The sequence below is a fragment of the Blastococcus sp. SYSU DS1024 genome (assembly GCF_054050795.1).
The window spans coordinates 74479-88947 of record NZ_JBJHAA010000012.1 but is presented as its reverse complement, the minus strand read 5'-3'; the positions used below and the strand labels follow the sequence as shown (position 1 = coordinate 88947).

The following is a 14469-nucleotide window of genomic DNA, read 5'->3' as shown; positions in this document are numbered from 1 at the left end:
ACGCCGCTGCTGACAGTCCCGCATGACACGCCAGAACGGTGGTGGACTGGCTGCTGAGCTGGGGTCGGAGGCGGGCCGGTCACCGCCTCCGCCCGCACCGACGGGGCCTCGCTGGTGGCCCGAGCGGTGCCACTAGCGTGGACGCGTGCCTGCCGCGCGCTTCGCCTTCCTGGACGCGCCGACGCCGTTGGCCATGGCGCACCGCGGCGGGGCGATCGAGCACCTGGAGAACAGCATGCCGGCCTTCCAGGCCTGCGTGGACCTGGGCTACCGGTACCTCGAGACGGACGTGCAGGTGACCGCCGACGGCGTCCTCGTCGCCTTCCACGATCCCACCCTGGAGCGGATCACCGACCGGAGCGGTCGTGTCGACGGCCTCACGTGGGCCCAGATCTCCGAGGCACGCATCGGCGGCCGGGAGCCGATCGTGCGCCTCGAGGACCTGCTGGGTGCGTGGCCCGACGTCCGGTTCAACCTCGACATCAAGGCCGCCGGGGTGCTGGCGCCGCTGGTGCGGCTGGTGCGGCGCATGAAGGTGCTCGACCGCATCTGCCTGGGCTCGTTCTCCGACGCCCGCGTCGCCGCGGCCCGGCGGCTGTTCGGACCGATGCTCTGCACCTCGCTGGGGCCGCGGGGGGTCGCGGCGCTGCGGTTGTCCTCCTACTCCCCTCGTGCCGCCGGGCTGGTCCGCATCCCGGCCGGCTGCGCGCAGGTGCCGCTGCAGCTCGGCGGCCGAGCCCTGGTGGACGAGCGCTTCCTCGCCGCGGCCCACGCGCGCGGGCTGCAGGTGCACGTGTGGACCGTCGACGACCCCGCCGAGGCCGCGGCGCTGCTCGATCTCGGGGTGGACGGCATCATGACCGATCGGCCGGCGATGCTGCGCGAGGTGCTGGAGAAGCGCGGCCAGTGGGCGCCACCGTCGTGATCCGGTTCCGGGACTGGCGGCCGCGCACGCCCCCGCTGCCGGAGGACCTGGCGGCGCTCGTCCGGCGCGACGACCCCGAGTGGTTCGCCCGTGAGCTGGCCATCGCCGTCGCCCCGCCGTGGTGGCTCTGGCAGTTCGTGCTGCGTCGGCTCTCCTGGCTGGTGAGCGTCTTCGGCCGGGTGGAGGTCACCGGCGGGATCCCCGAGGAGCTGCGTCGGGGGCCCCTGCTGCTGGCCGCCAACCACATCGGCGACTTCGACCCCTTCGTCATCGCCGTCGCGCTGCACCGGCTGGGCGTCACGCCCCGGATCATGACCACCGGAGGCATCGTCTCCGCACCGGTCGCCGGTCCCCTGCTGGAGCGGGCCGGGGCCATCCGGGTGGAGCGTGGCACCGAGCTGGCCCGGCACGCGGTCCGCGTCACCGAGGTGGCCCTGGTGCACGGAGGCCACGTCGTCGCCTATCCCGAAGGCCGGGTGGGCCTGGCGCCGGACCTGTGGCCGGAACGGGGCCGCACCGGCATGGCGCGGCTCGCACTGGGGCTGCGGGTGCCCGTGCTCCCGGTCAGCCAGTGGGGGGCGCACGAGGTGCTCCAGTACGGCAACGACCTCGGCAAGCTGCGCACGCTGCTGCGGGCCGTGCTGCGCCGCCCCGCGTTGCGGGTGCACGTCGGCCCGCCGGTCGTCTTCGACGACCTGGAGATGGGCCGCGTCGGTGACGCGAACCGGGCGCGCAGCCGCATCGCCGCCGCGCTCACCCGGGGCCTGCGTCCGCTGCGGGCCGACGAGCTCGACGGCCCGGCGTTCGTCGACCCGACGCGGCCCACGACCGCCGTCGCCGCGTTCCCCGGCGGCGTCGTGCCGGAGGAGATCCCGTGACCGGCGCGGGCCGGTGCTGGACCGGCCGCGGCCTGCCTGGCACCCTGCCGCGGTGACCACCGCCGTGCCCGCCGCCGACCCGTCGGTGCCGTCGGCCGATCTCGCGCTCCGGCGCGAACGGTTCGGCTGGTACTCCTACGACTGGGCGATGTCGGTCTTCAACACCTCGGTGACGACCGTCTTCCTCGGTCCTTACCTGACCGCCATCGCGCGCGACGCCGCCGGTCCGGACGAGCGGCTCTCCTTCCTCGGGCTGTCGCTGGCGGCCGGCAGCTGGTTCTCCTACGTGCTGTCGGCGTCGGTCGTCCTGCAGGTGCTCGTGCTGCCCCTCGCCGGCGCCGTCGCCGACCGCACCGGCCGCAAGCGGGAGATGCTCGCCGGCTTCGCGATCCTCGGGGCGCTGGCGACGACCGGCCTGTTCTTCGCCGGTGACGGCCGGTGGCTGCTGGGTGCGGGTCTGTTCGTCCTGGCCAACATCGCGTTCGGTGCAGCCACCGTCGTGTACTACTCCTGGCTGCCCGACCTGGCCGGGCCGAACGAGCGCGACCTGGTCTCCAGCCGCGGGTGGGCGTTCGGCTACGTCGGCGGGGCGCTGCTGCTCGCCGTCCACCTCGGGCTGGTCGTCGCCGCCGAGGACCTCGGCCTGACGACCGGCGAGGCCGTGCGGATCTGCCTGGCGACGGCGGGGCTGTGGTGGGGTGCCTTCACGCTCTTCTCGGTGAGCCGGCTGCGCAATCGCCCGGTCGCGCCGTCCGCCGTGCGATCGGGCAGCAGTTTCCGGCAGCTGGCCACCACCTTCCGCGAGATGCGGGCCTTCCCGCTGACGCTGTGGTTCCTCGGCGCCTACCTGCTGTTCAACGACGGCGTGCAGACGGTCATCTCCCTGTCGGCCACGTACGCCACCGAGGAGCTGGACCTGGCGCAGGACGTGCTCACCGGCGCGATCCTGATGGTGCAGGTGGTGGCCGTCTTCGGCGCGCTGGGGCTCGGCCGCCTGGCCGTCCGCTACGGCGCCAAGCGGGTGGTCCTGGGCGCCCTGGTGGCCTGGATCGGCGTGCTGTTCGCCGCGTTCTTCCTGCAGACCGGTGCGGTCGCGCAGTTCTACGCCCTGGCGGCCGTCATCGGGCTCGTGCAGGGCGGCACGCAGGCCCTCTCCCGCTCCCTGTTCAGCCAGCTCATCCCGGCGGGCAAGGAGGCCGAGTACTACGGCTTCTACGAGATCAGCGACCGCGGCACCAGCTGGCTCGGGCCGCTCGCATTCGGCCTCACCTACCAGCTGACCGGTTCCTACCGGCTGGCCATCGTCAGCCTGGTGGTCTTCTTCGTGGCCGGCTTCGTCGCGTTGGCCGCGTTGCCGATGCGCCGCGCCGTCGTCGCCGCCGGCAACACACCGCCGGAGAAGCTGTGACCTCGTCCGCGCCCGGTGGCGAGCGGCCCGCTCCCCCGCTGCCGCAGCCGGCGGTCCCCGCCTCCGGTGACCGGCGACGGCACCCCGCCCCGGCCCACCTGCGGTTCTTCCACGGCCCCATGGACTGCGGGAAGTCCACGCTGGCGCTGCAGGTCGACCACAACCACAGCCGGCAGGGCCGGCACGGGCTGCTGGTCACCCAGGGCGACCGGTCCGCGGCGCCCCGGATCAGCTCCCGCGTCGGGCTCTGCCGGGCGGCGACCGAGGTGGACGCGGGCACCGACCTGCGGCTGCTGGTCCGGGCGCGCTGGGCCGACGGTCACCGGGTCGACTACCTGATCGTCGACGAGGCGCAGTTCCTCCTCCCCGCCCAGGTGGACCAGCTCGCCGAGCTCGTCGACGAGTCGCACGTCGACGTCTACGCCTTCGGGCTCACCACCGACTTCCGCGCCCAGCTGTTCCCCGGCACCCGGCGCCTGCTGGAGCTGGCCGACGAGGTGCAGCGCATCCAGGTGGAGGTGCTCTGCTGGTGCGGCCTCCCGGGGCTGCTCAACGCCCGGGTCGTCGACGGCGTCATGGTCCGCTCCGGCGCGACCGTCGTCGTCGCCGACACCGCGCCCCCCGAGCTGCCCGGAGAGGGGGCCGGCGCCCCCGCCGTCCGGTACCAGGTGCTCTGCCGACGGCACTACGTGCGCGGCGAGCTGGGCCCCACGGCCGCGGGGCCGGGTCAGCTCGCCCTGCCCTGAGCGGCGGCTCCTCACCCCTGCGGGGGGCGCCTGCGCCGCGGATCCCACCCCATGCGATGATGAGCAGCCGATTCGGCGGAATCTCTCCGCCTTTTCGGTCGTTCATCTCTCTGACTCCCCGGTCGTCTGGGTACTGCCCTGGCCACCGGACGTCGAGTCCCGACCGACACGAGCACGAGAGGACGGTGTGCCATGGGTGAGCGTTCCCTGCGCGGCAGCCGACTGGGCAGCGTCAGCTATGAGACCGAGCGGAACACCGCGCCCATCGAGCGGCAGTACGCCGAGTACCGGTGCGCCTCGGGCCACCTGTTCACGGTGCCCTTCGCCGACGACGCGGAGCTCCCCGACACCTGGGAGTGCAAGTTCGACGGTTCCGCGGCGAAGCTGGTCGGTGGGACCGAGCCGGCTCCCAAGAAGGTGAAGCCCCCGCGGACGCACTGGGACATGCTCCTGGAGCGGCGCAGCGTCGAGGACCTCGAGGAGGTCCTCGCCGAGCGCCTCGAGGTGCTCCGGGGCCGGCGGACCCGCGCCAGCTGACCCCAGCCCCACCGCAGTGAGCGGACGGCCCCGGTGGAGAGATCCACCGGGGCCGTTCCGCGTCCGGGGCCCCGCCGTGCCGGCGGGCGTCCCGGAGAGCGGGTCAGGGCTTCTGGTCGGGGTCCCGCACGACCTCTCCCTCGATCACGAGGGGCTCTTCCCCGCCGTGGGGCCGGGTGGCGTCCACCGGGGCGGCGCGGGTGCTGCCCACGCGCACCGGTCCACGCAGGTGCTCGGGCAGCCGGGCGAGCACCAGCCGCCGGAGCGCGCGGCGCACCAGCCCCCGCGTGCCCGGCAGCAGGCACAGCAGCCCGACCAGGTCACCGATGAAGCCCGGCAGCACCATCAGCAGACCGCCGACGGCGACCAGCCCGGCGTCACCGAGTTCGCGGCCCGCGGCCTCGCGTGACCGCGCCCGCTGCCGCAGGTCGGCGAGCGCCCGGCGGCCCTGGCTGGCCAGCAGCACCCATCCGAGCGCACTGGTCACGAGGGTGGCCAGGATCGTCCACCCGAGCCCGATCCAGGCGGCGACCAGCACGAAGACCACCAGCTCCGCCAGCGCGGTCAGCCCCACCACCGTGCGCAGTCTCCGACGCACCACGTCAGCCACGTCGCCTCCCCTCTCCCGGTCGTGCCGTTCGCGTTCCCCCGCCGGCGTGGGTCACCCGCGCCCTTCCTGCCCGGCTTCGCGGGCCGGGCTGGTCACGGGTGGCCGCACGCGCCCCGGCAGCCAGTCGGCCAGCCGGTCCTGCACGCCCCACACGGTCACGCGCGCCCACGCCTCACCAACGATCGAGCCGCTCATCTTGCTCCGGCCGAACGCACGTTCGGTGAAGGTGATCGGCACCTCGGTGACGCGGGCCCCTGCCCGCAGGGCTCGCCAGGCCCAGTCGACCTGGAAGCAGTAGCCCTCGCTCGCCACCTCGTCGAACGGGAGCCGGTCGATCAGCTCGGCGCGGGCCGCCCGGAAGCCCCCGGTGGCGTCGCGCAGCGGCAGTCGCAGCGCCCACCGGGTGTAGCGGTTGCCGAGGCGGGACAGCAGCAACCGGTGCAGCGGCCAGTCCTCGACCCGGCCGCCGTCGACGTAGCGGGACCCCAGCACCAGGTCGGCGTCGGCCAGGGCGGCGAGCAGGGCGGGCAGCTGCTCGGGGGCGTGCGAGCCGTCGGCGTCCATCTCGACCAGGACGTCGTAGCCGCGCTCCTGGGCCCAGCGGAAACCGGCGACGTACGCGCGCCCCAGGCCGGCCTTCGCGGCGCGGTGCAGGACGTGGACGCGGGGGTCGGCCGCCGCCAGCGAGTCGGCGATCCGCCCCGTGCCGTCGGGTGAGCCGTCGTCGACGACCAGGGCGTGCGCCTCCGGGACGCTGGCGTGCAGCCTGCGGAGCACCCGCTCGAGGTTCTCGGCCTCGTTGTAGGTCGGGACGACCACCAGGACGCGCTCGTTCACGCCCGGCCCCCGGCCCGCCGCCGGAGGGCGGCGACCAGGACCGCGCCGAGCCCCAGGGCGGTGAGCAGCGCCTCCGGCGCGGCGCCCAGCCGCTGGGCGACCGTCCGGCCGTCCCGCTGGGCCACCTCCGCCACGAACACCGCGGGCTCGAACAGCTCGGAGGAGCGCACGACGGAGCCGTCCGGCGCCACGATCGCGGAGATGCCGCTGGTCGCCGCCACCGCGACGGTGCGACCGAACTCGACCGCGCGCACCCGGCTCATCGCCAGCTGCTGGGCGCTCTCGTCGGTGTAGCCGAACGTGGCGTTGTTGGTCTGGACGACGAGCATGCCCGCACCACCGTCGACGACGTCGCGCACGAGGCCGTCGTACACCACCTCGAAGCAGATGAGGTCGCCGAGCCGCACACCACCGATGTCGAGGACGCCCACCTCGTCCCCCGCGGCGAAGTCCCGCCGGACGAGGTCGACCTTGTCGCTGAAGAAGCGGAAGAAGTCACGGGCCGGCACGTACTCGGCGAAGGGCACCGGATGCCGCTTGACGTACGTGTCGCCGGGACCGCCCTCCGGGGACCAGACGATCGCGGTGTTGCTGATGAACTCCCCCGGGCCGTTCACGACCGCGCCGACCAGCACCGGAGCGCCCACCGCGTCGGCCGCGCGCTGGATCTGCGCGGCGGCGTCGGCGTTGCGGTACGGGTCGATGTCCGAGCTGTTCTCCGGCCACAGGACGACGTCCGGTCGTGGCTCCCGGCCGGCCGCCACGTCCTCGGCCAGGCGCAGGGTCTGCTCGACGTGGTTGTCGAGCACCGCCCGCCGCTGGGCGTTGAAGTCCAGGCCGGCGCGCGGCACGTCGCCCTGGATCACCGCGACGGTGGCGGTGGGGCCGCCCGCGGTGAGGGAGCCCCCGGGCAACGGCAGCCAGGCCAACCCACCCACCAGCGGGACCGTCAGCGCGCCGGCCAGCGCGGCCGCCGCCCTGCGCCGGCCCCGGGCCGTCGTCCCTGCCGTGCTGCGCGCCCGCGCCAGCGCCAGGGCCGCCGCGGCCAGCAGGGTGCCGGTGAGCGCGACGGCGAAGCCGACCAGTGGGACACCGCCGTACGCGGCGAACGCCAGGAACGGGCCCTCGGTCTGGGACAGGCCCAGCCGGCCCCACGGGAACCCGCCGAAGGGGAACCGGCCGCGGCCCGCCTCGACGGCCACCCACAGGGCGGCGGCCCACAGCGGCCAGGCGGGGAGCCGGGACGTGAGCGCGGTCAGGCCTCCGAGCACGGCGACGAACAGCGCCTGGCTGATCGCGAGGGCCAGCCACGGGACGGCGCCGACGTAGATCCCGGTCCAGGAGAGCAGGGCGACGAAGAAGGTGAGCCCGGTGACCAGCCCCAGCCAGAGACCGGTGCGGACGCTGCGCCCGTGGACGGCGACGGCGAGCGCGGCCGGGCCGAGGACCGCCAGCGCGGTCAGGTCGTACCCGGGGAAGGCCAGGAACATCGCCAGCCCGCCGCACGCGGCCAGGACGGTGCGCCAGGGGGTGCGCGACCAGCGCGAGCTCGGAGCGGCCGCCCGCTGCACGGGCGGCCCGGCAGCGCTGGGGCCGGCCGGGCGCGCGAGCGTCCAGGTTCCCGGCCCGCCATCGCCTGCGGGCACGCAGCGCCTCCCCGGTGCAGCCGCCCACCCGGGGCGGGACGTCCCCGCGCCGTTCGGGCGGGGTCCGGGCCGCGGTGTCCGCGGCCCCGACCCAGCATCCCATCCCGGCGGAGCGGGTGAGCGCGTGTGCGCCGGGATCACCCGTCCGAACCCCCGGACCCCTGCCCCGGAGGCGCCGGCGACCGCCCTCCGCGGTCGGCGCGCCTTCGGGCCGGACGGCCGGTCGCTGGCGGCGATCGGCGCGACCGTTGTCTGATGGCACGGCTCCACGGGGGCTCCGCCGGGGTGTCCGCGCGCCGGACCCGGCGGCCCGCCCGCTCCCCACGGCCCGGCAGCGCACCCCGAGGTGGGAGCGCCGGCCGAAGGAGACGGACGCGCCTGCCGGGGAACGTGCGCGCGGTGCTCCCGGTCAGGAACTGCAGGGACTGTAAGAACTGCACCGCGCCGGATCGAGACCCTGGCGAGCTCTGCGCCGCAGTGTGATCGAATCGTTACTGATCGTTGACGCTGGTGGCGATCACTCGGCGCCGACCACCAGCCGGCCGTCGACGAGCAGAGCGCCGCAGCCGGGTCGGAGCCGGTTGCCGAGCACCCCGGAGAGCCCCTGGTCGGTGGCCCACAGCGCGAGATCCGCCGGTGCCCCGACGGCCAGCGGTCCGGCCGGGTGCTCGGCACGGGCGGCGAACCAGCCGCCGTGCGTGGCGGCGTCGAAGGCGTCGAAGGGGCGCAGCCCGGAATCCGGCGTCCGGTGGTCGACGGCCGCGTGCACGGCCCCCCAGGGGTCCAGCGGCGTCACCGGGGCGTCGCTGCCGAGAGCCAGGGCGACCCCCGCGTCCGCGAGCTCGGCCAGCGGGTTGGTGGCCAGGGCCCGCTCGACGCCGAGCCGCTCGGCGTACATGCCCGCATCGCCGCCCCATGCGGCGTCGAAGGCCGGCTGCACGCTCGCCACCATCTGCCAGTCCTGCATGCGGTCGATGACCGAGGCGGAGGGCATCTCCAGGTGCTCGAGGCGGTGGCGGCAGGCGCGGACGGCCGCGACGCCCAGCTCCGCGACGACGACGCCCACGGCGTCCAGGACCTGCGCGACGGCGGCGTCCCCGATCACGTGGAAGCCGGCCTGGACCCCCGCCGCCGTGCAGGCGCGCACGTGCTCCACCAGCGAGGCGGACTCGAACCGGAGGGCGCCCGAGGTCTCGGGCCGGTCGCTGTAAGGAGCGCTCAGGGCGGCCGTGTGCGAGCCGAGGGCGCCGTCGCAGAACAGGTCTCCCCCGGCGCCGGCGAGACCGAGTTCCCGCACCAGCTCGAGGCCGCCGCGCTCGGACAGTTCGCCCCAGTACCCCACGACGCGAGGGCCGGGCACCTCGGCGGCCAGGGCCAGCAGCTCCCTGAGGTCGTCGGCGGAGGAGACCTCCGGCCCGGCCATCTCGTGCAGGCTGCCGATCCCCAGGGTGGCAGCCTGCGACCTGGTGGCGCGCTGCGCGGCGCGGCGCTGCGCGGGCCCCACCGCACCGTAGGCGGCCTGGCGGGCGGCGTGGTGGGCGTCCAGGCGCAGCCGTCCGTCCGGCGAGAACCCCGGGAGCCCGGCGATGCCCGGGACGAGGTCGAGCAGCGCGGTGGAGACCGTTGCGGAGTGGACGTCGACACGGGCCAGGTAGACCGGCCGCCCGGCGGCCACGGCGTCGACGTCGGCACGCGTCGGGCCCCGCCGCTCGGGCCAGTCGGTCTCGTCCCACCCGGTGCCGAGGACGATCCCGTCCGGCTCCGCCGCGACGTGGGCGCGGATGGACGCCATCGCGTGGGCAAGGCTGGGGCTCGAGTGCAGGTCGAGACCGCTCAGCGCCAGACCGGTCGCCGTGGCGTGCACGTGCGCATCGACGAAGGCAGGCGTCAGCAGCGCCCCCTCCCCCGCGACCACGCGATCGGCCCGCGGGGCCTCCGCGGCTGCGCCGGTCCAGGCGATCCGACCGTCGACGACGTGCACCGCGCGCCCGGGGCGGTCACCGACCCGCACGTCGGTGAGCAGCAGGCTCATGTGGCGTCCACCTCTCGTCCCCGCGCTCGCGTCCGACGGCGAGGCGACGAGTAGCAGATCACGCCGCCTCCGCCGTCCCTGCGGTGGCCGGGCGCCCCACCCGACGGTAGGCAGGAGCGATGGGCGGCGAGGGGGAGGATCTGCGCACCGAGAGGCTGCGGCTGCGCCCCTGGACCACCGACCCGGCGGACCTGGCCCGGCTCTGTGACGTCTACGGCCGGGAGGAGGTGACCCGCTGGCTGGGCGGGACGCCGTCGGTGCCCCCGGTCGAGCTGGTCGAGCGCTGGGCCGAGGTGCACCGCCGGGACGAGCGGTTCCTGTGCTGGGCGATCGAGCGACCCGACGGCGTCCCGGCGGGCACGGTGCTGCTCAAGCCGCTGCCGAACGGGGTGGGCGAGGTGGAGGTCGGGTGGCACCTGCACCCCGACTCGTGGGGGCACGGCTACGCCACCGAGGCGGCGCGGGCGGTGATCGACCGGGCGTTCGCCCGTGGCCTCCCCGAGGTCTACGCCGTCGTCCGGCCCGGCAACGAGCGGTCGGTGGCGGTGTGCCGCCGGCTGGGCATGACGCCGCTGGGCAGGATGCGGCGCTGGTACGACGTCGAGCTCGAGGCCTTCCGACTCATGGCGCCGGCCGTCGTCGAGTGAGCCGCCCGCTCAGCGGCGGCGGAGCAGCCCGGCGAGGCGGCGGGCCGGCGACTTCTTCACCGGCTTGGTCGCCCGTCCGGCGGCGCGGACCGCGTCGGCGGCCGCGGCCTCCGACGGCGTGGGGGCGGTGCCCCCCAGGTGGGCGGGGAGCCACCAGCGGTCGTTGTCCCCGGCGGGACGGTCGGGGTAGCTGCGCTGCGCCTCGTCGAGGAGCGCCTCCATGGCGGTGCGCGTGCGGCCCAGCAGCGTGGCGATCTGCTCTCCCGGCTCCGGAGTGATCGGGTCGCCCAGGATCACCGTCACCGCGACACCTCGGCGGAGCTCCACCTTGTGGTTCTTCGTCGCGACCCGGTGCCCGCCCCACACCGCGGCCGGGATGATCGGCACGCCGGCGTCGACAGCCATCCGGGCCGCGCCTGCCTTGAGCTCCTTGACCGTGAAGCTCGTGCTGATCGTCGCCTCGGGGAAGACGCCGACCACCTCACCGTCCTTGAGGGCGCGGACGGCGGCGTCGAACGCCGCCGAGCCCGCCTTCCGGTCGACGGGGATGTGCTTCATGGCCCGCATGAACGGGCCGGCGAACCAGTTCTCGAACACCGCCGACTTCGCCATGAACCGGACGAGGCGGTGCTGCGGCAGCGCGCCCAGGCCGAGGAAGGTGAAGTCGAAGAAGCTGACGTGGTTGCTGCAGATGATCGCCCCGCCGGTGGGCGGGACGTGCTGCGACCCGCGGACGTCGAAGCGGAAGCGGAACAGCCGGAAGACGATCAGCGCCAGTCGGATGACCAGGCGGTACGGCTTGTCCCGCCGGTCGGGCGAGGTGCCGAACAGCCCCGGACGGACGACGTCGCGCCAGCTCGCGGTGTACATGGCGGGAATCTAACGGCTCGTACCGGCTGTCGCCCGGGGGGTCTCCTCCCCCGCCGTGACGGCGACGGCCGCCCGGACGACGGCGGCGAGGTCGCCGGTCTCGCGGTGCACGCGACGCTGGAGGTCCGCGCCCGTCCCGCGGGTCAGCAGAGCGTCCAGGCCGGTGCTGACCACGGGCTCGTCGCCGGCGTCGGCGAGCGCCGGCCGGACGTGCTCCAGCAGATCGGCCAGGACGTCGGCGGCCGGGACCGGGCGGCCGGTCCGCGGGTGCACCAGGTCTCCGGAGAGCCCCGAGCGGGAGGCGCGCCAGGACGCCAGGCGGAGCACCTCGGCGCGCGTCTCCGGTACCGCTCCCCCGGCGCGGGCCTCCCGGGCGGCTGTCTCGACCAGGCCGCGCACGAGACCGGTGAGGGTGACGGCGTCCTCCACGCTCAGCAGGACGTCGGCTGTGCGCACCTCGACGGTGGGCCACGTGGCCGACAGGCGGGCGTCGAAGTAGATCATCCCGTCGTCCAGCACGGTCCCGGTGGCGAGCACCGCCTCGACGAGCCGGTGGTAGCCCGCCGCGTCGCGGAAGGGCTCGGTCGGGCCCGCCGACGGCCACCGGTGCCACACCTGCGACCGGAAGCTGGCGTAGGAGGTGTCCCGGCCCTGCCAGAACGGCGAGTTGGCGCTCAGCGCGGTCAGCACCGGCAGCCAGATCCGGATGCGGTTGAGGACCGCCACCCCTTCCTCGTCATCGGCCACCGAGACGTGCACGTGGCAGCCGCAGGTGAGCACCTCCTCGGCGGTGCGCCCGAAGGCATCCATCAGGCGCCCGTACCGCTCCCCCTCCGTGGGGACGGGGTCCACCTCGACCGGCGAGGTGGCCAGGGCGGCGATGCGACCACCCACGTCCGCCGCGGCGGCGTCGGCCCGCTCCCGCCAGTGCCGCAGCTGGGCGCCCACCTCGGTGAGCGTGCTGCAGACCGGCGTCCCCAGTTCCATCTGGTGGGCCTTCAGTTCGGGGACGAGGCGAGCGGTCTCCGGGACGGCGACGTCCTCCCCCCGCTCCTCGAGGTCGTGCTGGTGGACGTCCTCGCCCTCGCCGCGGCGCGACGCGACCGCCAGGGCCTCCGGGGCCCGGGGAACGGGAACGCCGTCGGGGTCGACGACCAGCAGTTCCTCCTCGACGCCCACCGTTCGCACGGCTCCATGATCGGGAGGGATACGGGCGAGCGCAGGTCCAACCCGTGGGGTGGTCCGTTGGTGCTGCGGTGCCCGGAGGGCACCGGGGTCGCGATCGTGGGCAGGGGACGACAACAATTTTGTGTATGTTTGTTGGGGATAACGGTAGACTCGCGCCATGCCACGTGCCTGGCAGCAGCCGTTGCCCGACATGCCCGCCCTGCCACCGGCGCGTGCCTGGGCGCGGCTGCGGCCGCCGCTCGGGTACGAGGACCAGTGGCGCCGGCTCGCCGATGCAGCGGTGGAGCTCGGTCTCGGGCCCGAGGAGCTGGCGGCCGGGGGGCTCTCCGAGCTGGCCGCCGCGCGCGGGTGGAAGCCGGCCACCGTGGCGCTCTACGGCAAGGTCGCCCGTTACGGCGGGCTGGGCCTGCCGCAGCCCGCGACCCCCGAGCCCGACCCGCCGCAGCTCGACCTCCGCCCGCTGACCCGGATCCGTGCCGAGGACCCCGAGCACCTGCGTTCGGTGGCCTGGTGCGCCCTGGCCCTGAGCTGGCCGGCCCCGGTGGGCACGTTCCGCTCGCTGCGCCGCGACCAGGTGAGGGCGACGGCGCGCCGGCTGCTGATCACCACCGACGACGGCGAGTGGGCCGTTCCGGGGGCGCTGACCGCCTGGCATGCCTGGGAGGCCGCGCGGGCGGCGTTCCCGGCGCTGGCCGCCAGCCCCTGGGTGCTCCCCGCGCTGCGCCGGGGCCCGGGCCTGGATTCCCGGGTCGGCGGCCGGCTCTCCAACCAGGCCCTGCAGGCGACCTTCACCAAGCACGTGCGGGCGACGGTGGGGCATCTGCGGGCCACCGCGACGCCGTCCCGCCGTGAGCTCGTCGAGCAACTCGCCGCCGACTACCGCCAGCTCTCCTACGACACCTTCCGCCGGCTGGCGCTCGCCGCCGGCGCTCCACCGGTGGGGGCCCGCGGGGTGGTGCGCGCGAGCCGTGCGGTGGCCCGGGCGTCCCGGCTGGCCGGCTGAGCTCCTCAGAGCAGCGACAGCTGCTCGCCCGCGCCGCCGGTGGCCGGGGCCTGCGCCCGGGCGGGTGCGGGACCGGGGCCGGTGCCGGGGAGCACCGTGGAGGGCAGGCTGCCGGCGGGGAAGCCGATCTCCTCGTCGCCGGGTACGCCCGCCGCCTCCACCCGGCGGGCCGCCCCGCCGGAACGCCGATCGAGCCCGTGCCGGACCAGCAGGGGCGCCACCCGACCGGCCAGCCAGGCCCGGTACTCGGCCGGCACGTAGGCCCGGCGGGCGTAGAGGCGTTCGTACCGCGGGACCAGCTGGGGGTGGACCCGGCCCAGCCAGGCCATGAACCACTCCCGAGCCCCGGGGCGCAGGTGCAGCGGGATCACGGTCACCCCCGTGGCGCCGGCGGCGGCGACCGCGCCCAGGGCGGCGTCCAGGTGCTCGGGTGAATCGGTGAGGCCGGGGAGCACCGGGGCGAGGAAGACCCCGCACGGCAGCCCCGCGTCGGCGAGGCTGCGGACCAACTCCAGCCGTGCGCGCGGGCTGGGGACGCCGGGCTCGAGGGCGGCGTGCAGATCGTCGTCCCAGATGGCGACGGAGACCCCCAGGCCCACGGGGACGTCGCGGGCGGCGGCGGCCAGCAGGGGGACGTCGCGCCGCAGCAGCGTGCCCTTGGTCAGGATGGAGAACGGGGTGCCGGAGCCGGCCAGCGCCGTGACGACCCCGGGCATGAGCCGGTACCGCCCTTCCGCGCGCTGGTAGGGATCGGTGTTCGTGCCCAGCGCCACGTGCTCGCGCTGCCACGACGGCCGGGCCAGCTCCCTGCGGAGCACCTCGACGAGGTTCGTCTTGACGACCACCTGGGTGTCGAAGTCCCGGCCGGAGTCGAGCTCCAGCCATTCGTGCGTCCGGCGGGCATAGCAGTACACGCACGAATGGGAGCAGCCCCGGTACGGGTTGACGGTCCACGGGAAGGGCATCGCCGACTCCCCCGGCACGCGGTTCAGCGCGCTCTTGGACCGCACCTCGTGGAAGGTGAGCCCCGGGAACTCGGGCACCTGCACGCTGCGCAGGAGCCCGCGGATGCTCGGCATGCCGGGCAGGGCCCCGGGCTCGTCGAGGTCGAGTCGCTGCGCGTCCCACCGCATGCCCACCAT

Annotated in this window: 14 protein-coding genes; 7 read left to right on the top strand and 7 right to left on the bottom strand. The window is 75.3% G+C overall.

The genetic code is table 11. The features are described 5' to 3' along the window. The first annotated feature begins 145 nt into the window (after positions 1-145). The 5 genes from ACI79S_RS12745 (at position 146) to ACI79S_RS12725 (ending at position 4494) form a co-directional block, all read left to right on the top strand. On the top strand, positions 146-925 hold the full coding sequence (locus tag ACI79S_RS12745; RefSeq protein WP_456593805.1) for a glycerophosphodiester phosphodiesterase: 780 nt from the start codon (positions 146-148) through the stop codon (positions 923-925). Then, complete coding sequence (locus ACI79S_RS12740) at positions 907-1803, top strand: lysophospholipid acyltransferase family protein (protein ID WP_456593804.1); 897 nt, start codon at positions 907-909, stop codon at positions 1801-1803. Before ACI79S_RS12745 ends, ACI79S_RS12740 begins: the two co-directional genes overlap by 19 nt. Before the next feature lie 52 nt (positions 1804-1855). After that, complete coding sequence (locus ACI79S_RS12735; RefSeq protein ID WP_456593803.1) at positions 1856-3211, top strand: MFS transporter; 1356 nt, start codon at positions 1856-1858, stop codon at positions 3209-3211. Continuing rightward, positions 3208-3957 carry a thymidine kinase gene (locus ACI79S_RS12730; protein WP_456593802.1) on the top strand — a complete coding sequence of 250 codons (750 nt, stop codon included), beginning with the start codon at positions 3208-3210 and terminating at the stop codon, positions 3955-3957. The genes ACI79S_RS12735 and ACI79S_RS12730 overlap by 4 nt, the downstream gene beginning before the upstream one ends. Positions 3958-4149: 192 nt before the next feature. Next, the gene (locus tag ACI79S_RS12725; RefSeq protein ID WP_456587822.1) at positions 4150-4494 is read left to right on the top strand and encodes an RNA polymerase-binding protein RbpA; all 345 of its coding nucleotides are present in this window, start codon (positions 4150-4152) and stop codon (positions 4492-4494) included. A gap of 103 nt (positions 4495-4597) precedes the next feature. Here ACI79S_RS12725 and ACI79S_RS12720 read toward each other — a convergent pair whose 3' ends face one another. The 4 genes from ACI79S_RS12720 to ACI79S_RS12705 all read right to left on the bottom strand — a co-directional run bounded on the left by ACI79S_RS12720 (position 4598) and on the right by ACI79S_RS12705 (position 9619). Then, positions 4598-5104, bottom strand: a complete 507-nt coding sequence (locus ACI79S_RS12720) for an FxsA family protein (RefSeq protein ID WP_456593801.1) — start codon at positions 5102-5104, stop codon at positions 4598-4600. Between the two features lie 51 nt (positions 5105-5155). Continuing rightward, complete coding sequence (locus ACI79S_RS12715) at positions 5156-5941, bottom strand: polyprenol monophosphomannose synthase (RefSeq protein WP_456593800.1); 786 nt, start codon at positions 5939-5941, stop codon at positions 5156-5158. Further along, complete coding sequence (gene lnt / locus ACI79S_RS12710; RefSeq protein ID WP_456593799.1) at positions 5938-7587, bottom strand: apolipoprotein N-acyltransferase; 1650 nt, start codon at positions 7585-7587, stop codon at positions 5938-5940. Before lnt ends, ACI79S_RS12715 begins: the two co-directional genes overlap by 4 nt. Positions 7588-8104: 517 nt before the next feature. Continuing rightward, positions 8105-9619, bottom strand: a complete 1515-nt coding sequence (locus tag ACI79S_RS12705) for an amidohydrolase (protein WP_456593798.1) — start codon at positions 9617-9619, stop codon at positions 8105-8107. A 119-nt stretch (positions 9620-9738) separates the two neighbouring features. Between ACI79S_RS12705 and ACI79S_RS12700 the strand changes: the two genes are divergently transcribed. Continuing rightward, complete coding sequence (locus tag ACI79S_RS12700) at positions 9739-10266, top strand: GNAT family N-acetyltransferase (RefSeq protein ID WP_456593797.1); 528 nt, start codon at positions 9739-9741, stop codon at positions 10264-10266. A gap of 9 nt (positions 10267-10275) precedes the next feature. Here the strand turns inward: ACI79S_RS12700 and ACI79S_RS12695 are convergent, their stop codons facing one another. Both ACI79S_RS12695 and ACI79S_RS12690 read right to left on the bottom strand, forming a co-directional pair. After that, entirely contained in the window at positions 10276-11136 is an 861-nt protein-coding gene (locus ACI79S_RS12695; protein ID WP_456593796.1) for a lysophospholipid acyltransferase family protein, read from the bottom strand. 9 nt (positions 11137-11145) lie between these two features. Then, positions 11146-12324 carry a carboxylate-amine ligase gene (locus ACI79S_RS12690; RefSeq protein WP_456593795.1) on the bottom strand — a complete coding sequence of 393 codons (1179 nt, stop codon included), beginning with the start codon at positions 12322-12324 and terminating at the stop codon, positions 11146-11148. Positions 12325-12481: 157 nt separating this feature from the next. Between ACI79S_RS12690 and ACI79S_RS12685 the strand changes: the two genes are divergently transcribed. Beyond that, a complete protein-coding gene (locus tag ACI79S_RS12685) occupies positions 12482-13327 on the top strand; it encodes a hypothetical protein (RefSeq protein ID WP_456593794.1) in 846 nt (281 codons plus the stop codon). Between the two features lie 5 nt (positions 13328-13332). Here the strand turns inward: ACI79S_RS12685 and ACI79S_RS12680 are convergent, their stop codons facing one another. Beyond that, positions 13333-14469, bottom strand: coding sequence for an Rv2578c family radical SAM protein (locus ACI79S_RS12680; protein WP_456593793.1), 1137 nt, complete (start codon positions 14467-14469; stop codon positions 13333-13335).